Source organism: Methylocystis sp. JAN1, assembly GCF_052186135.1.
Taxonomy (GTDB): domain Bacteria; phylum Pseudomonadota; class Alphaproteobacteria; order Rhizobiales; family Beijerinckiaceae; genus Methylocystis.
Genome location: NZ_CP181499.1, coordinates 685,699 through 698,760, shown reverse-complemented (window position 1 = coordinate 698,760; position 13,062 = coordinate 685,699). Strand labels below are relative to the sequence as shown.

At 64.0% G+C, this 13,062-nt stretch carries 11 protein-coding genes; 3 read left to right on the top strand and 8 right to left on the bottom strand.

Annotated elements, in window-relative coordinates; all coding sequences use genetic code 11:
- Window positions 1-271 precede the first annotated feature (271 nt).
- The 3 genes from ACNHKD_RS03270 to ACNHKD_RS03260 all read left to right on the top strand — a co-directional run bounded on the left by ACNHKD_RS03270 (window position 272) and on the right by ACNHKD_RS03260 (window position 4,148).
- Window positions 272-1,876 (top strand): SagB/ThcOx family dehydrogenase, encoded by a 1,605-nt coding sequence (locus ACNHKD_RS03270; protein WP_442755691.1) that lies wholly within the window; start codon window positions 272-274, stop codon window positions 1,874-1,876.
- The gene (locus tag ACNHKD_RS03265) at window positions 1,873-3,603 is read left to right on the top strand and encodes an AAA family ATPase (RefSeq protein WP_442755690.1); all 1,731 of its coding nucleotides are present in this window, start codon (window positions 1,873-1,875) and stop codon (window positions 3,601-3,603) included. The genes ACNHKD_RS03270 and ACNHKD_RS03265 overlap by 4 nt, the downstream gene beginning before the upstream one ends.
- A gap of 62 nt (window positions 3,604-3,665) precedes the next feature.
- The gene (locus ACNHKD_RS03260; protein ID WP_442755689.1) at window positions 3,666-4,148 is read left to right on the top strand and encodes a DUF421 domain-containing protein; all 483 of its coding nucleotides are present in this window, start codon (window positions 3,666-3,668) and stop codon (window positions 4,146-4,148) included.
- Window positions 4,149-4,162: 14 nt separating this feature from the next.
- Here ACNHKD_RS03260 and ACNHKD_RS03255 read toward each other — a convergent pair whose 3' ends face one another.
- The 8 genes from ACNHKD_RS03255 to ACNHKD_RS03220 form a co-directional block, all read right to left on the bottom strand.
- Window positions 4,163-5,434: a cytochrome c oxidase assembly protein gene (locus ACNHKD_RS03255; RefSeq protein ID WP_442755688.1), complete on the bottom strand. Its 1,272-nt coding sequence runs from the start codon at window positions 5,432-5,434 to the stop codon at window positions 4,163-4,165.
- The gene (locus tag ACNHKD_RS03250; RefSeq protein ID WP_442755687.1) at window positions 5,422-5,874 is read right to left on the bottom strand and encodes a hypothetical protein; all 453 of its coding nucleotides are present in this window, start codon (window positions 5,872-5,874) and stop codon (window positions 5,422-5,424) included. The genes ACNHKD_RS03255 and ACNHKD_RS03250 overlap by 13 nt, the downstream gene beginning before the upstream one ends.
- Before the next feature lie 4 nt (window positions 5,875-5,878).
- Window positions 5,879-6,475, bottom strand: coding sequence for a cytochrome c oxidase subunit 3 (locus tag ACNHKD_RS03245; RefSeq protein WP_442755686.1), 597 nt, complete (start codon window positions 6,473-6,475; stop codon window positions 5,879-5,881).
- A complete protein-coding gene (locus tag ACNHKD_RS03240; protein ID WP_442755685.1) occupies window positions 6,468-8,420 on the bottom strand; it encodes a cytochrome c oxidase subunit I in 1,953 nt (650 codons plus the stop codon). The genes ACNHKD_RS03245 and ACNHKD_RS03240 overlap by 8 nt, the downstream gene beginning before the upstream one ends.
- A 12-nt stretch (window positions 8,421-8,432) precedes the next feature.
- Window positions 8,433-9,401: a cytochrome c oxidase subunit II gene (gene coxB, locus ACNHKD_RS03235; protein ID WP_442755684.1), complete on the bottom strand. Its 969-nt coding sequence runs from the start codon at window positions 9,399-9,401 to the stop codon at window positions 8,433-8,435.
- Window positions 9,401-9,856: a c-type cytochrome gene (locus tag ACNHKD_RS03230; RefSeq protein ID WP_442755683.1), complete on the bottom strand. Its 456-nt coding sequence runs from the start codon at window positions 9,854-9,856 to the stop codon at window positions 9,401-9,403. The genes coxB and ACNHKD_RS03230 overlap by 1 nt, the downstream gene beginning before the upstream one ends.
- A 238-nt stretch (window positions 9,857-10,094) precedes the next feature.
- Window positions 10,095-10,919 carry a substrate-binding domain-containing protein gene (locus tag ACNHKD_RS03225; protein WP_442755682.1) on the bottom strand — a complete coding sequence of 275 codons (825 nt, stop codon included), beginning with the start codon at window positions 10,917-10,919 and terminating at the stop codon, window positions 10,095-10,097.
- A gap of 9 nt (window positions 10,920-10,928) precedes the next feature.
- Window positions 10,929-12,779: a PQQ-dependent dehydrogenase, methanol/ethanol family gene (locus tag ACNHKD_RS03220; protein ID WP_442755681.1), complete on the bottom strand. Its 1,851-nt coding sequence runs from the start codon at window positions 12,777-12,779 to the stop codon at window positions 10,929-10,931.
- Window positions 12,780-13,062: the final 283 nt, after the last annotated feature.

Below are 13,062 nucleotides of genomic sequence, written 5' to 3'. Positions count from 1 at the left end.
CTCAAATCCAAATTGCGAGCCGGTTTCGCGCCGCGGCCGCCGGCCGCGTCAGGGTCAATGTCGCCAAAGCGCCAAACGCACCATGCGAACGACAGAGAGGCAGCGCCTTCCGGACATTGACTATTTCCGCCGCCGCGACAAGCAATTGATTTTTCACTGATTTTTCCACGGCGGCGCGAGGGCGCCCTTCTTGAATGGCGCCCGCCGTCCTTCACGGGGAAACGCCCGGCATGCCGATCAAATTCCGTGCGCGCGCGAGACGCTGGTTTCGATGAACGCCCATCCCGACGCCCTGCCCGCCGATATTCGAGACTATCATTCGCGCACCAAGCACGCGCCGACGCGTTATGCGCTCGGGCCGGCCTTTCTCGACTGGACCTCCCAGCCGTCTCCTTACCGCCGCTTCGACGGCGCGCGGCTGATCGAGCTGCCTCTAAGCGATGGGCCGGCGACAAGTTTCCCTGGTCCCGCGGCGGCGGCCGCGCCGTTCGACCCAACGTCGCTGGGGCTCTTTCTCGAACTCGCTTTGGGCCTCAGCGCCTGGAAAAGCGCGGAGGGGTCGACATGGGCCGTGCGCAACAATCCCTCGTCCGGCAATCTTCACCCGACGGAAGCCTATCTTTTAATCAACGCGCTTTGCGGCGACGCGGCTGCCGGTCTCTTCCATTACGCGCCGCTGGCGCATGGCCTGGAGGAACGCGCGCGCTACGAAACGGCCTCGATCTTGCCCGATGGCGGCTTCCTTGTCGCGCTTAGCTCGATTCCGTGGCGCGAATCGTGGAAATATGGCGAACGCGCCTTTCGCTATTGTCAGCTGGACGCCGGACACGCCATCGGCGCCGTGGCGCAGGCCGCCGCAGCGCTCGGCTGGCGCGCGCAGGCGGCGGCCTCTCCCTCGGACGACGATATCGCGGCGCTGATCGGCCTTGATCGCCACGACGCCTGTCACCGCCGGGAGGAAGAACATCCCGATCTCCTGCTCTGGGTCGCCATCGACGGAGAAGCTGCGCCGGCGATCGACATGGAAGCGATCCTGAATGCGCCGCGCGGCTTCCACGGCGCCGCCAACCGCCTCAGCGACGACCATGACGGCTGGCCGATCGTCGATCGCGCCTTGCGGCTTTGCCGCAAGCGGGGAACTGCGCCTCCCGCGCCCGCGCCGGCGCGGCTTCCCGCCGCGCCCTTCGCCGGCCCCGCCATCGGGGAGGTCGTCCGCGCGCGCCGCAGCGTTCAGCGCATGGACGGCGAGGCCGTTCTGTCGCTCGACGCCTTCCGCCGCATCTGCGCCGCAACGCTGCCAAGCGCCGCGCCCCTGCTGTCCGTCTTTCCCTGGCGGCCGCGCCTGACGCTTCTTCTTTACGTCCATCGCGTCGAGGGCCTTGAGCCGGGGCTTTATCTCCTCGCGCGGCAGGAAGACGCCGTCTCGCGCCTGCGTCAGGCGCTCTCCGCCGATTTCGCATGGGCGCCCACGGGGCTCACAAGCCTGCCCCTCTTCCGTCTGCGCGCCGGAGCGGTCGAACGCGAGGCGACGCGCGCCGCCTGTCTCCAGCCCATCGCGGGCAAGGGTTGCTTCGCCGTCGCGATGATCGCGGACTTCGAAGGCGCCCTTTCCGAGGAAGGAGCCTCCGCCTATCGCCGTCTGCACTGGGAGGCGGGGCTGATCGGCCAGGCCCTTTATCTCTGGGCGACCGCCGCGGGTTTGGCTGGAACCGGCATCGGCTGCTTTTTCGACGACGAAGTTCACGCCTCGCTCGGCCTCGCGTCCGGCGACATGCGGTTTCAGGACGTTTATCACTTCACGGTCGGCGGCGCCGTTGAAGATCCGCGCATTCTCACGCTTCCTCCCTATCCAGACGAGCGGCGACGCAGACCATGAATATCGAGATCGAGAAAAATGACGTCGAAGCCCTGATCGCGCGCTTCCCCGCCCATGCCGGGCTCGCGGCGCAGTTGCGCTTCGGCGACCGCGTCGAAGTCGACCTTGGCCGTCTTTCCAGCGACGAGCTGGACTTCCTCGAGGATCGCTATCGGCGGGCCGGACCGGAATTGCGCGCCCGCGCCGCGCAGCTGGCGACGCTGCGCTCGGCGCTCGCCGCGGAAGGACAGCGCTTCGAGAGCGGCGATCTGGAGGACGTGCTTCCGGCGCTGGTGCGCTATCTCACGACACGCCCCATTCATGGATGGCTTTTCACCGCGAGCGTCGCCGCGCGGCCCTTGCCCTATCTGGTCACGCGTCTCGACTATGTTCCGGCCTCGAACGACGAAGCGGGCAAGATCCTCGTCGAGATGAAGGCCAACGCCAAGGGCGCGCTGCAATCGAGCCTGATCCGCATCATGGCGGCGGACGTCGCGGGCCGCACGGTGAGCGAAATTCTCGCGGCGAAGGGCTTTCTTCGCGAAACGCCCGAACTCGTCGCCGCTTTCGAGACCTCGAATGAAACCTATTTCGAATGGCGTGGACGCTACGGCCGTCAGTTCAGCGCCAGGGGGACCGGCTTCCATGGGGAGGACCCCAACGCCACTCATCGAGACACGGACTGGTCGCGCAAGGACATCGTCGTTTTGTCGACGAGCGGCGGCGAGGCGCGGCTCGTCAATGACGAAGGCGTGCTGGCGGCGCGCAGCCTGACGCTCGAGGCGCCTGGCGACATTCTCGGGCACTTCCTGCGCAAGGCCGGCAAGAGCAACCGTTTCGCGGGCGAAGACGAACTGGCGGCGCTGCAGGCGCAGATCCCCGACGGTCTCTTCACCCGCATTCCGGTCCACCCCTATCTTTTCATGTTCCATCTCGACCTGCACCAATATGTCTGGGTGCATGTCGACCAGATGCAGCCGTACGAATACAAGCCGGCGCTCAAGCAGAAGCTCATCCTGCCTCCCGAGCAGACCGACCTCATCGACATTCTCACCGCAGAGATGGATGTGCTGATGGAGGACATCGTACAGGGCAAGTCGGGCGGCACCACCGTGCTCTGCGCCGGTCCGCCCGGCGTCGGCAAGACGCTGACCGCGGAGGTCTATTCCGAGATCATCCAGCGCCCGCTCTATCGCGTGCATTCCGGACAGCTCGGCCTGAACGTCGCCGCCATGGAGGCCGCGCTCAAGGACATATTGACGCGCGCCCAGCGTTGGGGCGCGGTGATGCTGATCGACGAGGCGGACGTCTACATCAAGCGGCGCGACGACAATATCGCGATGAACGCCGTCGTCGGCGTCTTTCTGCGCGTGCTGGAATATTTCAACGGCCTGCTTTTTCTCACGACCAACCGCGTCGACGACATCGATGAAGCCATCGTGTCGCGTTGCATCGCTCTCATCCGCTACCATCCGCCGGACGACGAAGCGCGGCGGCGCATATGGCGCGTGATGGCGGACCAGTTCGATCTCGCGCTCGACGAGACGCTCATCGACTCGCTTGTGTGGATTTTTCCGCAAGCGACGGGGCGCGACATCAAGGGCCTCGCGAAGCTTGTTGCGAAATTCTGCCACCAGAAAAGCGCCCCGCCCGACCTCGCCGCCTTTCAGCGCTGCGCGATCTTTCGCGGACTCGACATGGCGCCGCTCAACGCCACGGCTTTGCGCGAATTCGCCACGCCGCTGTAAAAAGCGCGTCGCCCTATATGACGCGCAGGCTGGCGAGAGAGCGAGCATGCAGGAGGGCGACGATGGCGCTCGAGGACATCTTCGGAATCAAGGACCATGTGTCCGTGGCGCAAGAATGCGCGCGGGCCGGTCTGATCTTCTTTTATGGACTCCTTCTCATGCGCCTGTCGGGCCGCCGGACCTTCGCCAAATGGTCTGCGCTCGACGTCGCCGTCTCCGTGATCGCAGGATCGAATTTGAGCCGCGCCCTGACCGGCGGCGCCCCCTTATGGGGCACGCTCGTCGCCACGGCGGCGCTCATGGGGTTGCATTGGACGGCGGCGCGCCTCGCGTCCAAATCTCCCGGCATGGCGCGCATCATCGAGGGACCGCCGGTTCCGCTCGGCGCAGACGGACGGCTCGAAAAGCCGGTTCTCCGGCGCTTCGGGCTCAGTGAAGAAGATGTCGGCGTCGCGCTGCGTCAAGAGGGCCTCGACGACGCGACGCAGGCGCGCCTTTTCATGCTGGAGCCGAATGGCAGGATCTCGATCCTGAAAAAGAGCTGAGCCGCGTCACGCTTTCATCGCAGCGTATAGAGATAGGCGGCGATATCGCGGCTTTGTTCTTCCGATATGCCCATATTCGGCATCACATTGCCGGGGACGACCTTTTGAGGATCCCGGAGCCACGCTTCGAGATTGTCCGGCGTGTTTCTCAACAGGCCTGCGATATAGACGCGCCGTCCGATATTGTCGAGCGGCGGCCCGACAAGGCCCGACGCGCCGCTGACGCCGGGAATTGAGTGACAGGCGCCGCAACCAATCGCGGCGATATATTGTGCGCCCTTTTGGGGATCGCCCCCGACGTTCACGCCCGCGACCGCCTGTCCGCCGCGCCAGAGCGCGGCGTCGTCGCAGCCTGTCAGGGCGGCGGAAAGCGCCATGCAGGCGACAAGCGTCGTCGCGGCGCGGCTCTTGCGCAAGGCCTTTCGCTCCGCTTCCCGCATCCACAGCGCCAGCAGAGCCAGCACCGCGGCAATATAGGCGAGGCCGCCGATTATCCACATGACGAGACCCGCAAGCTGCTGATCTTCGAGCGGCGTCAGTCCGTGACGCAGCGTCGCCATGGCGTGCGGCGCGTAAAGCGGGCGCGCGGCGATGGAGATCAAGGCGCCCGGCAATCCGCTGAGCAACGCCGCTGAGGCGACAAAAAGGACGCGGCCCCCATATCCCAAAGTTCCGCGACGCGGCGGCGCGAAAGCGACCGACCAGAACGCGTATGCGCTGGCGAAGAAGCAGGCGTGCTCCAGCGCATGCGCGGCCTCGTTGCGCAACGCCCACAGATAGAGACCCGGCAGGTGCCACAGGCCGAAGAAGCCGATGAACCAGAGCCATATCGCGAGCGGCGACGAAAGCGCCCGCCAAGGCGCGCGCAGCGCCTGAAGGCTCGAACGCAGGAGCGGCGCAAAGGGCAGGAACGCCCAGGTCATTATGAGCGAGGCTCGCGCTGCGACGAAGAGAGGGGCGCAGATCAGCATCAATGCGAGATGCTGCGCCATGTGAAAGGAAAAAAGCTCTTCGCCCAGCGCGCTGGCCGGCGACGCGAGCGCGGCGGTCGCCACGGCGACTGCGGCTGCGAAAGCGGCCATTCGCCATGGACCGGCGATGCGGCTGAGGGCGTCGCGCGCGGCGATCCTGCGGAGGCCTTCCAGATAGATCAACGACGCCACAAAAATCGCGACAATCGCCCAGGCGTGAGAATTCGCCTGTGATGGCTCGGGCGTATGGGCGAAGGCCGGCTGTGTAAAAATGAACGGCGCCGTCGAGCCCAAAGGGAAAATCAGCTTCCGCATCCCGGCGCTCCAATCGCGGCGACAAGGCCAAACAGGATTTGCAGGATGAACCAGACGCCGGACCACACGCCCCAGATCGTAAAGAAGCGCGTTCGGCCCTGACCGGCTTCGATGAGATGCGCGTGGTCGCCCGCCGCCTCAGTCCGCGTTCGGCGCCAAAGGAAGAAAGAGGCGACGGTCGCAGCGACGGAGATAGCCAGCGCGACGACGCCGATGGCGATAAGGCCCCAGTTCAGCCACGCCCAGCCCGACGCCAGAAACTCCTTTGGCGCCTGCGACGGAAAGCAGGCATGGCTCGCAAGGCCGTAATTCAGCAGCAGTTGCAAGGACCATGCGAGGGGAGGAGCGAGAAGCGCCGAGAACACGGCCGCATCCGACACAAGATGACGTTGCGGCGAGGGCGGTTCGACGCCGTAGGATTCCATGATCGGCTTGGCCATCGGGTCACCCCATGTGCGGCGTGATATAGAAAGTGAAGAAGATGGCGAGCCAGACGAGATCGACGAAGTGCCAGTAGACGGCCGCAATCGATATGGCCGCGTTTCGCCTCGCGTCGAAATAGCCGAGCAGGGACCATGCGAACACGGCCGCGAGCATGAGGACGCCTGCGGCGACATGCGCCATGTGAAAGCCGGTCGTGACGAAGAAGCTCGAACCATAGGAACTCGACGCGAGGGTGAAAGCCTTCTGCCGCCATTCGAGGACCTGGATCGCGATGAAGATCGTTCCCAGAACGACGCCCGACGCCAGGCCAGAGGCTTGCTGACCTTGCCGGCCTTTTTTCGCGCCCTTTTCCCCCCACCAGACGAAGACGCTGCTGAGAAGCAGGATCGCCGTATTTGGAAGAGAGAGATTGACCGTCGGCGTCTCCGAAATCCATTCGCGTCCATATTGGACCATGAAATAGTAGTACGCGAAAAGGAGATAGGCGAAGAGCGACGCCTCGGTCATGATAAGCGTCATCATGCCCCACCAGCCGAAGCTTTTATGCGCGATGCTTCCGACCGGCAGGTTTCTTTCTCGAAAGGCGGCCTCAGACATGGGGAGCCTCCGCGATCTGCCCCAGTTCGCGGCGCGGCCATAGCCATATGAGAATTGCGAGAAGCAGCGCCACGAAGAAGATCGCCGCAAACAGAAAGGCGTGAACCAGCGCGGCGGCGGCGAGCGCGGTCAGGGCGAGCGCCGTCAACAGCGGCGCAAAGGAATCTTCCGGCATTTTCTGGATCGCGTCCGGCTCCGCGTCCAGCGCGGTGGTCGCCAGCATTTCCTTCCCCTCGTCAAGCCTGAGGCCACGATCGAGCGAGGAATGGCCCGCGCCTTCCTGAAGCGCCTCCTCCCAGAGCGGATGACGGCTGGCGACGGCCGGGATGACGGCGAAATCGTAAACCGGCGGCGGCGAGGGAATTGTCCATTCGAGCGTCGGCCCGCCCCAGGGATCGGGACCTGCAAGCGCGCCGCTCCGCCGACTGACGAAAATGTTGACGAGCAGCAGGAGTGTCCCGAGGGCCAGAATGAAGGCGCCGACCGTCGTCACGAGGTTCACCCCGGTCCAGCCAAGGCCTTCGGGGTAGGTGTAGATGCGCCGCGGCATTCCCGCGAGGCCCGTCCAGTGCATGGGAAGGAAAGCGACGTTGAAGCCGAGAAAAACCAGCCAGAAATTCCAGCGCCCGAGCCGCTCGCCGAGCATGCGTCCCGTCATTTTTGGAAACCAGACGTAAAGCCCGCCCATCACCGCGAGGACATTGATGCCGATGAGCACGTAGTGAATATGGGCCACGACGAAATAAGTGTCCGTAAGCTGCAGATCGCTCGGCGCAGCGGCCGTCATGACGCCCGAGACGCCGCCGATGACGAAGGTCACGATGAAACCGGCGAAGAAGAGAAAGGCGGTCGACAACACCGGCCGACCCGTCCAGATCGTCGCGATCCAAGCGAAGACCGCGACGGCGCTCGGCACGGTGATCACGAAGGAGGCGGCGCTGAAGAAAGATAGCGCGAGGAAGGGAATCCCTGTCGCGAACATATGATGAAGCCAGACGCCGAAGCCCATCACCATCGTCGCGACCGTTGCGAGAACGACGACCGTATAGCCGACGAGCGGCCTGCGACAGAAGATCGGCAAGGCGTCGGAGACAATGCCCATTGCGGGCAGGACGACGACATAGACCCAGGGATGGGCGAAGATCCAGAAGAGATGCTGCCACAAAAGCGGCTGGCCGCGCCCCGCCGGATCGAAGAAATGCGTGTCGAACTGCCGGTCCATCCATAAGAGGAAAAAGGCGAGGCTGACGGCGGGAACGGAGAAGAGGATTCCGAAGGACGTCGTCACCGTCCCCCAGGTGAGAATGGGCACGCGATTGATCGACATGCCGGGGGCGCGGGCGCGCAGAAAAGTAACGACGAAGTTCGTCGCGCCCGCCGTCGACGAGATGCCGAAAAGGATCATGCCCAGCGCGTAGAAATCCATATTGGGGCCAGCATTGAAGCGCTTGAGGGCGTAAGGGACGTAATTGAACCAGCCGCCATTCGGACCATAACCGATGACGAAGCCCGCATAGATGAAGAGGCCGGAGAAAAGGTAGATCCAATAGGAGAAGGCGTTGAGGCGCGGAAAAGCCATGTCGCGCGTGCCGAGAAGCAGCGGGAACAGAAAGACGCTGAAGCCGGACAGCACCGGCTGCGCATAGAGAAAAATCATCGTCAAACCATGCATCGAGAAGAGCTGGTCATATTGTTCCGGGGTCAGAAGAGTCTGGTTGGGCGCCGCGAGCTGCAAGCGCATGACGAGCGCCTCGATCCCACCGATGAACAGGAATAGAAAGGCCGTCGCAATATAGCGCTTGCCATATTCCTTGTGGTCAACCGTCGCAAGCCACCCGCGAAGCCCCGGTTCGCCCTCCCAGACGCGCGCGAGCTTTTCGTCCAGCGAAGAAGCGCTCTTGCGCTCCAATTCGAGAGGACGGTCATAATCGGCCGAAATCGCCATCGGGTCGCCCTCTCACTTCAGGCTTTGCACGAAATTGCGGATGCGCGTCAGTTCGGACGCCTCGAGCTCCAGCCGGGGCATCATGTTCCCGGGCTTCGCGGATTGGGGATCGGCGATCCAGCCGGTCAGGCCGGCCGGGCTGTTCGGCAGCGTGTTGGCGGCGATATCGCCGCGGCTCATGACATGAGTGAGATCTGGACCAAGCCTGCCGCCCGCAAGCGTGCCCCGCACGGTATGACAGGCGCCGCAACGGCCCGTGAAAAGGACCGCGTCTGCGGCGAGCGGCCCCTGCGGCTTTTGAGCGGGCCGCTGCTGCGCTTCACGCCAGGCGCGAAAAGCGTCGGGCGATTCGGCGACGACCGTCAGCGCCATATGCGCGTGCTGACGACCGCAATATTCCGCGCATTGCCCGCGATAGACGCCCGGCTTGCCGGCCACGAGCCAGCTCACATTGGTCTGGCCGGGGATCAGGTCGGTCTTGCCGCCGAGCGCAGGAATCCAGAAAGAATGGATGACGTCCTCGGCGCGAACCTCAAGGCGGACGGGCTCGCCCGTCGGGATATGGGCCTCATTCGCCGTCTCGAAAATTTTGGACGGATCGTCGCTCTTGTAACGGAACCGCCACCACCATTGATAGCCCACAACCTCGATGGCGAGGGTCGGTTCGCGCGGCGGCCTGTTGATCGCCGCCATGGTGTAGGCGTTCCAGATCATCGCGCCGAAAAGGGCGATCGTCGACAATGCGACGCCGATGGTGATCCAGGACAGGCCGCCCCCACGACGAATGATCGGCTCGCGCGCGGCTTCGTTCGCGTCGAGCGAGGTCCGGCGCGTCCACACGCCGGCGATCGTCAGCAGCGTGACGATCGCGACGACGACAATCGATAGCCAAAGCAGCGCCCATGTCAGAACGGAGATGGCCTCCGCCTTGTCCCCGAAGGCCTGGAGATAATTCATCGGCGGACTTGCGGGCGTCTGCATCAGCGTCTCTCATTCGGCTTCTGGCCGAAGCCGAACCGCTGCGTCTGACTCCATGGCGTGGCGGTCTGCGCGAATCCTGCGGGCGTCTGCTCGATCTTGAAGGCGTCATGCGACATGGTCTCGCCCCATGTCGATGAAGGATCCTTGCTGATCGAGCCCACATAGGCGACGAGATCCCAGATGATGTTTTCAGGCAGCATGGCGCCCCAGGAGGGCATACCGTTGGGCCGGCCCTGATAGATGCTGAGATAAATGTTCTGCGGCTCGCCTCCGTAGATGAAGAACTTGTTGCTCAGCGACGGCCCCATCCCGCCGCCGCCATTGGGCGCATGGCAGCCGACGCAGTTGAACATGTTGAAGTAAGCCATGCCGCGTTGCAGAGCTTCGGGATCGCCTGAGACAGGGTTCCTGACCGGTTGCGCGGGACCCGTGTTTCCGGGAAAGAGGCTGGACACAGGCGCCTCCATCACCTTTTCGGGACCGCGATAGGGCGGAAGGCATGGGGCCCGCGGGGCGGCCGCGCCTTCCTCGGCGGGCGCGCGTTGTGTCGGCTGCGGCGCAGGCGCCTCCACTCTCGGCTGCCGAATTCTCGGCGGAGCGTGTCTGAGAGGGCGCGCGATTGCGCTCTGCCCGATAAAGGCGAGCGCAGTTACGGCCGCTAGCGACGCGAGATCGAAATGAAATTTTTTCATCTCACTCTCTCCTGCCGGCGCCCGCCGGCGCCGCGACCACGCCGTAGCTCGTCAGGAGCGCGTCAATCTCCGCACGCTTGCGATTGATAATATCGTCGAGGCGCGCTCTCAGCTCATGATCGCCTTTGCGCACGCCCATCGAAATGTCGAAGGCGAATTGCAAGGGCGCGAAACTTTCCGTGTCCTCCATGGCGACGATGCGCAGCGGAACTGAAGAATGCAGCGCCGTATATCCGGCGAGCGGCCCCCACGCGGCCGCCAGATCGACATCGCCCTTCTCGACCGCCTCGATCAGACGCGCAGGCGGCGCCGAGTCCCGGTAGTTCCCATAGATGGTGTAGCCGATGACGTTGCCGACGATCCCCTGATCGCCCAGCGCATGCGCGGGCGGCGCGTTCATCCCGTCGTCGCCGAAGAGATGGACGCCGATCCTCAGCGTTCGAAGCCGCGGGTCCTTCAGCGAGGAGATATCGATATTGCGATCTGCGCGCGAGACGAAGACATAGGTCGAACGGTAATAAGGCTGCGTCGTCTCCGTGAGTTCGTAATGCGCAGGAACGCCCATCGCCACGTCGCATTGCCCGGCCTTCAGCGTATGACGGATGAAACCCCGTCTTTGCGCCCACCATGTGTAGGAAACGGTCTTTCCCATCTCATCGGCCACGAGCTGCGCGAGTCGATTCTCGAACCCGTTCCCGGAGGCGTCGGAGAAAGGAAGATTGTTGGGGTCCGCGCAGACGCGCAGCAGATTCGACTGCGCGAAGCCTGGCCCCGACAAGGCGACGAGAACCAAGGCGACGAGAGCGACGAGCAGCGGGGGGCGCATCTTCGCCTCCTAGCGCGCGGGCGGCGCTTGCGCGCCATTCGGCTGGCCAAGAGAAAAGACGAGCAGCGTGCTGCCGCCGACGGTGTAAAGCGGCAAGTCCTGCGTGGCGCCGACAAAGCCGAGAGCGGAATTGCGCACGCGCGGATCGATCTCGGCGTTTGCGATCACGCCCGGCCAACCGCCGGCGCCAGACAGGATCGCGACATATTGCGCGCCGTCACGGCCAAGATAGGTGACGGGCTGTCCGATGAAGCCCGAGGGGCCGCGCATCTGCCACAGCGTCTGGCCTGTCTTTGCGTCGAGCGCCTTGAAGAGGCGATCCATCGTGCCATAGAACACGACGTCGCCGGCGGTCGCGAGCGCGCCGCTCCATACGGGAAACTTTTCCGTGACCGACCAGGCCTTGGCGCGCCTGACGGGGTCCCAGGCCAGGAATTCGCCGCGATGGCCGCCGGGGCCCGCATACATGTCGACCGTGGCGCCGACGAAAGGCGTGCCGGCGATATAGCTCACTTCGCTGGCGCTGAAATTGGCGCAAAGATGCTGGTGCGGCACATAGAGCAGCTTCGTCCGCGGCGACCACGCCATGGGCTGCCAATCCTTGGCCCCTGGCGGCGCCGGACAGATGTTCTCGATCGTCTTGTTGACGACCGGCTTCAACGCGTCATTAGGCTCGATGCGTCCCGATTTGAGATCGACGCCCTTGTAGACGGTGACGGTGTCATATGGGTCCGCGGAGAGCACTTCGCCGTTCGCGCGATCGATGACATACATGTATCCGTTACGGCCCGGATGGATGAGCGTCTTGCGCGCCTTGCCGCCGATCTCGAGATCGAGCAGCATATTCTCGTTGACCTCGTCGTGATCCCAAAGATCGTGCGGGTTCAACTGATAGGCCCATTTCGCGGCGCCGCTATCGGCGTCGCGCGCGAGGATCGTGCTGGTCCAGAGATTGTCGCCCGGCCGCTGATTGGAGTTCCACGGCCCCGGATTGCCGGTCCCGTAGAAAACCAGATTCGTCTCGGGATCGTATGAGAGCCATCCCCAGACCGTTCCGCCGCCCGTGCGCCAGTGATCGGCCGGCCATGACTGGACGCCGAGATCCTTGCCTTTCATCCAGTCGTAATGCGGTTTGAAATCCGCGCCGATAAGCACTTCCGAGTCGGGCCCGGTCGAATAAGCCCGCCAGGCGATCTGTCCGCTATGCTGATCGATGGCGGCGATCCAGCCGCGCACGCCCATCTCGCCGCCGCTATTGCCGGCGAACACTTTCCCACGCGCCGCAAGCGGCGCCATCGTCATCGTCTCACCGAGATTGATGTCGCCGAGTTTCGTCACCCACAATTCGCTGCCGCTCCGCGCGTCGAGCGCGACCATGTGGTCGTCGAGCGTATTGAGAAAAATCTTGCCGCTGTCATAGGCGAGGCCTCGGCTGACGACGTCGCAGCAGGCGACGCCCTTCGCCGCCAGGTCGGGCTTGGGCGCATAAGACCATTTCAACTCCCCGGTCGTGGCGTCGAGCGCGAAGACCTGGTTCGGATGCGGCCCGTCATAAGGCCCGACGACATACATCGTGTCGTTGACGACGAGCGGCGCAGCTTCCTGCCCGCGATCGGCGCCGATGGAGAAAGACCAGGCGAGTTTCAGTTGCGCAACGTTTCCGGCATTGATCTGATCGAGGGGACTGAAGCGGGTATTGGCGTAGTCGCGCGATGCGATCGGCCAGTTTTTGGCGTCGGACGCCAGCGCCATGAGGGATTGTTGAGCAGCGGCCGCATCAACCGCCATGGCGCTCGCGGCGGCGCCAATAATGGCGCCGAGCGCAAGTTTCGCAATCGAACGAGACTGCGTTTCCAACATGCTGCGTCCTCGTTACGCCAAAAATGCGCGGCCCGCGACGAGGCCAGTTAGAGCGCGTCCTTCAGGCAACCAGCGGAGCAATAGCGCATCGGAAACGCCGTTCTCGGGAAAATGTCGCCGCCGGACTGTCGGCGAAATCCGGATCTGCGCGCACCGCCTCGTCACAAACGCGGAAGGAAGGGCGTTTACCGCGCGATCAAGCTTGCGCAGTAATAAAACGGAAATATTCGCGACGCTTGCCACAAATGTCCGGTCGCTTAGTTCCCATTGATCCGGCGGCGCC

Bases quoted from the DNA above. Each gene is read 5' to 3' on its own strand.
- ACNHKD_RS03220 (WP_442755681.1), bottom strand. From the start codon at position 12,779: ATGTTGGAAACGCAGTCTCGTTCGATTGCGAAACTTGCGCTCGGCGCC.
- ACNHKD_RS03265 (WP_442755690.1), top strand. From the start codon at position 1,873: ATGAATATCGAGATCGAGAAAAATGACGTCGAAGCCCTGATCGCGCGC.
- ACNHKD_RS03260 (WP_442755689.1), top strand. From the start codon at position 3,666: ATGGCGCTCGAGGACATCTTCGGAATCAAGGACCATGTGTCCGTGGCG.
- ACNHKD_RS03225 (WP_442755682.1), bottom strand. From the start codon at position 10,919: ATGCGCCCCCCGCTGCTCGTCGCTCTCGTCGCCTTGGTTCTCGTCGCC.
- ACNHKD_RS03240 (WP_442755685.1), bottom strand. From the start codon at position 8,420: ATGGCGATTTCGGCCGATTATGACCGTCCTCTCGAATTGGAGCGCAAG.
- coxB (WP_442755684.1), bottom strand. From the start codon at position 9,401: ATGCAGACGCCCGCAAGTCCGCCGATGAATTATCTCCAGGCCTTCGGG.
- ACNHKD_RS03245 (WP_442755686.1), bottom strand. From the start codon at position 6,475: ATGTCTGAGGCCGCCTTTCGAGAAAGAAACCTGCCGGTCGGAAGCATC.
- ACNHKD_RS03270 (WP_442755691.1), top strand. From the start codon at position 272: ATGAACGCCCATCCCGACGCCCTGCCCGCCGATATTCGAGACTATCAT.
- ACNHKD_RS03250 (WP_442755687.1), bottom strand. From the start codon at position 5,874: ATGGCCAAGCCGATCATGGAATCCTACGGCGTCGAACCGCCCTCGCCG.
- ACNHKD_RS03255 (WP_442755688.1), bottom strand. From the start codon at position 5,434: ATGCGGAAGCTGATTTTCCCTTTGGGCTCGACGGCGCCGTTCATTTTT.